The organism is Geodermatophilus sp. SYSU D00710, from assembly GCF_054050195.1.
On record NZ_JBJGYX010000112.1, the window covers coordinates 1 to 5,002 of the forward strand.

Genomic DNA, 5,002 nt, shown 5'->3' on the forward strand with positions numbered 1-5,002 from the left:
TGCCGAGCCCGGCCAGCGGGGCGGGGGGGGGCGCCGGCGGCTAGGCCCGCCCGGGCGGGGGGGGCCCCCGGGGCGGGCCCCCCGACCTCCTCAGCCGTGGAACCAGGTCTCGCGGACCAGCGAGCCCACGTCGAGCGCTGCACCCAGGGACCGGGCGCCGAACCCCCGCTCGGCGTAGCCGTCGAGCACGGCCCGCACGAGTTCTCCCCGGTCCACCCGAGGTGGCGGGCCGTCGCAGGCACCGTCCTCCGGCCCGGCGAAGCCGTCGTGGGCCAGGACGATCGACCCGCGCGTCACGCCGGTCATGGCCTTGGCCAGCCGCTCCTCGGGCGAGACGTCCCTCCAGTCCCACGTCGTCGGCCCCCAGAGCACGGGCAGCAGGCCGGCGTCGAGGACGGCCCGCCAGTTGCGCATGGTCTGCCGGCCGTAGGGAGGCCGGAACCAGCGGATCGGCGCACCGACGGCGTCCTCGAGCTCGGACCTGCCGTCGCGGACCCGCCGAGTGACCTCGCCCGGGTGCAGCGTCGGCAGGGCACGGTGGTCCGTACCGTGCAGCGCCACCTCGTGCCCGGCGGCGACCACCTCCTCGAGCAGTGCGGGGTACCTGCGCACCCGGGTGAGCAGGACGAAGAAGGTCGCGCTCGCGCCGGCGTCTGCCAGGGCGGTCAGCACCCGGTCGGTCCCGCCCGGCTCCGGCCCGTCGTCGAAGGTCAGGACGACGTGCGGAGCCGTGGTGCGCACCTCGACGGCCGAACCGAGCAGGGTGCCGGCGCCCCGGCGTGCGGTGCGCCGGGTGGTGCGGACGACCGTCCGCAGCAGTGCAGGGGCGCTCACCGGGCGCTCCTCGGCGCCGGCCGCCAGCGGCGCCCAGACCGGGCGTACTCCTGGTAGGTCAGTCCGCACGCGCCGCCGATCATCCCGGCGCCGCGGAAGACGTATCTCAGGCCCCGCGCCTGGTGGCGACGGGAACGGGTCAGCAGCCCCCAGCCCCAGCGTGCGGCACCCCCACCGACACACAGCACGCCCCTGGCCGCCCCTCGGGCTCGCCGCGCCAGCCGGGCCCGGGACCCGGACGTCAGCCGTAGGTCGACGAGCACGGTCGAGTTGCCGTGGCTGCACGCGCGGGTCAGGACCCAGGCGCGGGTCATCCGTGCGGCCGGCACGTGGTCGACGGCGGCGGACTCGTCGCACCAGACCATCCGCCCGCCGGCCCGGGCCAGGTGCCGGCTGAAGAGGTTGTCCTCCCCGCCGCCCAGACCGAGGGCTGACTCGAACCGCACGCCGGCCTCGCGCACCTGATCGAGGTCGAGGAGCAGGTTGCCGCTCGCCGCGACGTCGATCGCGGTACCCGTCGGCATCCTGCGGCGGGAGAAGAAGTCCCCGGCACGGATCCACGGGTCGAGCTGTCCGGCGAACTCCGTGAGGACGACCCCGGCGACCGCGGCCGCGCCGCTGGCGGTCCACGTCTCGAGCAGGTGCGCCAGCCAGCCCTCGGCCGGCCGTTCGTCGTCGTCGATGAAGGCCAGCACGCGGGCCCCGGCCGCCTCGTCCAGGGCGCGGTTGCGGACCGCCGCGATGCCGGGCGTGGGCTCGGCCGCGTAACGGACCCCCACCATCCCGCTCACGACGGCGGCGGCACTCCGCTCGGGGTCGTTGTCCACGACCAGCACGTCGGCGAGGTACCGGCTGTCGGGTGCAGAGGACACCTCGGAGGCCTGCGCCAGCAGCAGCGGCAACAGGGCGCGCAGCTCGTCCGGGCGGCGGAAGGTGGGCACCGCGACCGTGACCCGAACGGTGTCCGCCATCGTTGCCGAGACCGTCGGGGTCGTCATCGCCGTCATCGCGGGATCACCGCTGCTCGCTCCTCGGTGGTCGGGGTCGGTGCCGGGGCGGACGCGGCCTGGCATCCCAGTGGGTCACGGGGCAGAGGCGCCAGCGGCAGCAGCGGCGTCCGTGCGTGCGATCCGAGCAGGAGGTGCGCCATGCGCCGCCGATAGTGAGCCGGTGCATGGCGGCCCAGTGCCGCCCCGGCGTCCTGGACGGCCGCCGTCCGGAAGGTCGCCCAGTCGCTCACACAGCGCTCGACCGCGTCGGCCCAGAGCTCCGGACGAGCCGCCTCGACGATCTGGGCGCCGGCACAGCCCTCCACCGCCTCGCGGAGCCCCGGCAGGTCGCTGACCACCGTGGGCCGCGCGGCGAGCACCGACTCGACCGCCACGTTCCCGAACGACTCGTCGAGCACGGAGGGGACGAGGACGACGTCGGCCCCCGCCAGGACGGGCCACACATCAGGGCGGAACTCCTCGAAGGTGACCCGCCCGTCGAGGTCGGCGGCGGACGAGCGCAGCCGCGTCTCGAACCACTCGTAGCCGGGGAACACCGATCCCAGCACCGTCAGCCGCGCGTCGAATCCGCGGGCGAGCAGCTCTCGCAGGGTCGCGACGGCGACGTCGGGCCCCTTGCGCGGGGACAGCCGCCCCACGAACAACAGCTGGACCGGGCCGTCGAGCAGCTGCCGAGGCGGCGGCGGGGCGCCCGGCCCCGGCACCGGGTTGGTCACCACCGTCAGGCGGTCGGCGATCTCGGGCGCGAGGTCGAGCAGGACGTCGCGGGTGAACCGGCTGTTCGCCACGACGGTGTGGGCCCACCGCAGCGGGAGGAGCAGCACCCGGCGGAGGACCACCGGACCCGGCCACTGTGCCTCGTGCACGTGGCAGGCCACCGACCGGCGGGCCAGCCGGGCGAGCAGCAGCCAGGACGGCAGGATCGTCGTGTTGACGACCACCCCGTCGGCACCGTGACGGCGGAGCAGGACCAGCGCCGGGACCAGGCCTGCGACGGCGTCACGGAGGAGGCACAGCAGACCTGCCGGGCGGAGCACCGACTTGCGCAGCACCGGCATCCGGTGGATGACGACCCGCGCCCCGCGTCGTTCGAGCTCGGCGATCAACGGTCCACTCCCGGGGAGCGCCACGACGACGTCGGCTGCGGGCAGCAGCGCGGTGACCGACTCGAGGAACACCCGGTCGGAGCCGTACAGCTCCGCCCCGGGGTGCACCATCAGCACCGACGGCCGCTGCGCCCGGGGACGGGTGCCGGTCACCAGCGCCGGCAGGGCCAGGGCGAGGCCGGCGAGCGACCCCGCCACCGCCGCCCACAGCGGAGCCGGGGAGTGGAGCAACTGCCGTCGTCCGCCGCGCAGCAGGATCTCCCAGCTCACGCGGGGCGTGGCGAGCATCCAGCGCAGCAGCTGGCCCCGGCCCAGGTGACGGGCGGCGAACGTCAGCCGGTTGCGGCAGTTGTACCGGTAGTACAGGGCGGACTTCGCGCCCTCCGGGCGTCCGTCGGCATGGGTGCCGCCCTCGTCGTGGACGGCGACCAGGTCCTCGCGGAGGACGACACTGCCGCCGGCCGCGACGGCCCGGTACCCCAGGTCGACGTCCTCCCAGTACAGGAAGTAGCCCTCGTCGAAGCCGCCGATCCGCGTCAGCAGGTCGTCGTGGACGACCACGCAGGCACCGCACAGCCAGTCGCCGGGATCGGTGCTGCGCCGATGGGCGTCGGCCGGTCGGCTGCGCACCCGGCCGTCGCGGAGGTCGGTGCGGGCGACCCGGAAGACGACGCGGCCTCCGGAGTCGACCAGCAGTGGGCTGATCAGCGACATGGGCTCGCGCAGGCTGTGTGCGCGGAGCTCGGCGACGACCGCGGGGCTGATCACGGCGTCCGGGTTGAGGAACAGGAAGGTCCGGCAGCCCAGCTCCCGGCCGGCGGACACACCGGCGTTGCAGGCGGCGCCGAACCCCCGGTTGTCCGGCATGCCGACGACGTGCCAACCCTGCGTCGCGCCGAGCTCCTCCACCGCTTGCCGGTTGGCGGGCGTGGAGAAGTTGTCCACGACGACGACGCGCACGTCGGGCCCGGACAGGCCTGCCGTGGCGAGGTTCCGGCGGAGCAGCTCGGTCGAGCCGAACGAGACCACGACGACGGCGAGCAGGGCCGAGTCGTTCATGAGGTTCCCTTCCGCTGGCGCGGTGGTGCGGCGCTGGGGCCGGCGTCGACCGCGAGTGGGGCCGAGGGTGCGGGCGGCCGGACGAAACCGTCATCACCCACAGGGGTCACCCGGGGACGGCCTCACCCCCGGCGGTGATCTGCCGGGGGTGAGGAGCGTCCGGGTCCGGTCAGGGCGTGGGGGGTGACTCCCCTGCGGCCCCGGCCCACAGGTCGTCCAGGCGGAGGTCCTGGCGGCGGGTGGCGGTGCCCGAGGTGTACATCTCCAGGAACAGGGCGCCCGGCCGCTGCAGCGCCGCGGTGGTGTCGGTGGCGGTCACCGTCCACGCCGCCGGCTCGGCCGTGCCCGCCGGCCACACCTTGGCCCGCAGCGCCGTGCCCTCCAGCTCCAGCCGCACGGTCAGCGCCGTGCCCGGCGCGTACGTGCCGGCCAGCCGCTGGGAGGCCAGCACCGTCTCCGCACCGTCCACCGTCCGGTCCAGGCGGACGTCGACCACGCCGGTGCTCTGGAAGCGCACCGTGACCCGCTGATCGGTGGTGCCCACCTTGCGCCCGCCCAGGGACACCCAGGACCCCGTCCCGGTCGCCGCCTGCGGCAGCGTGACCTCCGCCTGCACCGACACGTCCTGACCGGACACCGCGCCCAGCGTCGCGGCCACCGTGCGGCCGATGCCGCCGCTGAGCTGACCGACCCCGCCGGTCACCGACGAGATCGCCGAGCTGCCGGTCACCGTCCACGCCCCGCCTCGGTCGGCGGTGCCCCACCCGGAGGTGACGCTCCGCTCGAAGGCGTCCGCGGCCACCGGCTGCACGCCCGGCTCGGGCGCCGGCGCGGTCACCGTGACCTGCCGGGTGACCGTGCCGGTGGCACCGTCGTCGTCGGTGACGGTCAGCCGCACGGTGTAGGTGCCCGCCGCCGCGTAGGTGTGCGACGCCGTCGCGCCGGTGCCGGTCGCGCCGTCACCGAAGTCCCACGCGTGGGACACCACCCGGC

The 5,002-nt window shown here is 75.5% G+C and carries 4 protein-coding genes; all 4 read right to left on the minus strand.

Annotation, left to right across the window (positions count from 1 at the left end; genetic code table 11):
* Positions 1–90: 90 nt before the first annotated feature.
* Positions 91–834, minus strand: a complete 744-nt coding sequence (locus ACI78U_RS24755; protein WP_456878104.1) for a polysaccharide deacetylase family protein — start codon at positions 832–834, stop codon at positions 91–93.
* Positions 831–1,805, minus strand: coding sequence for a glycosyltransferase family 2 protein (locus ACI78U_RS24760; protein ID WP_456878105.1), 975 nt, complete (start codon positions 1,803–1,805; stop codon positions 831–833). Before ACI78U_RS24760 ends, ACI78U_RS24755 begins: the two co-directional genes overlap by 4 nt.
* Positions 1,806–1,837: 32 nt before the next feature.
* Positions 1,838–4,009 (minus strand): glycosyltransferase, encoded by a 2,172-nt coding sequence (locus tag ACI78U_RS24765; protein ID WP_456878106.1) that lies wholly within the window; start codon positions 4,007–4,009, stop codon positions 1,838–1,840.
* A 169-nt stretch (positions 4,010–4,178) separates the two neighbouring features.
* Positions 4,179–5,002: PKD domain-containing protein (locus tag ACI78U_RS24770; protein ID WP_456878107.1), on the minus strand; the 824-nt coding region annotated here is incomplete at its 5' end.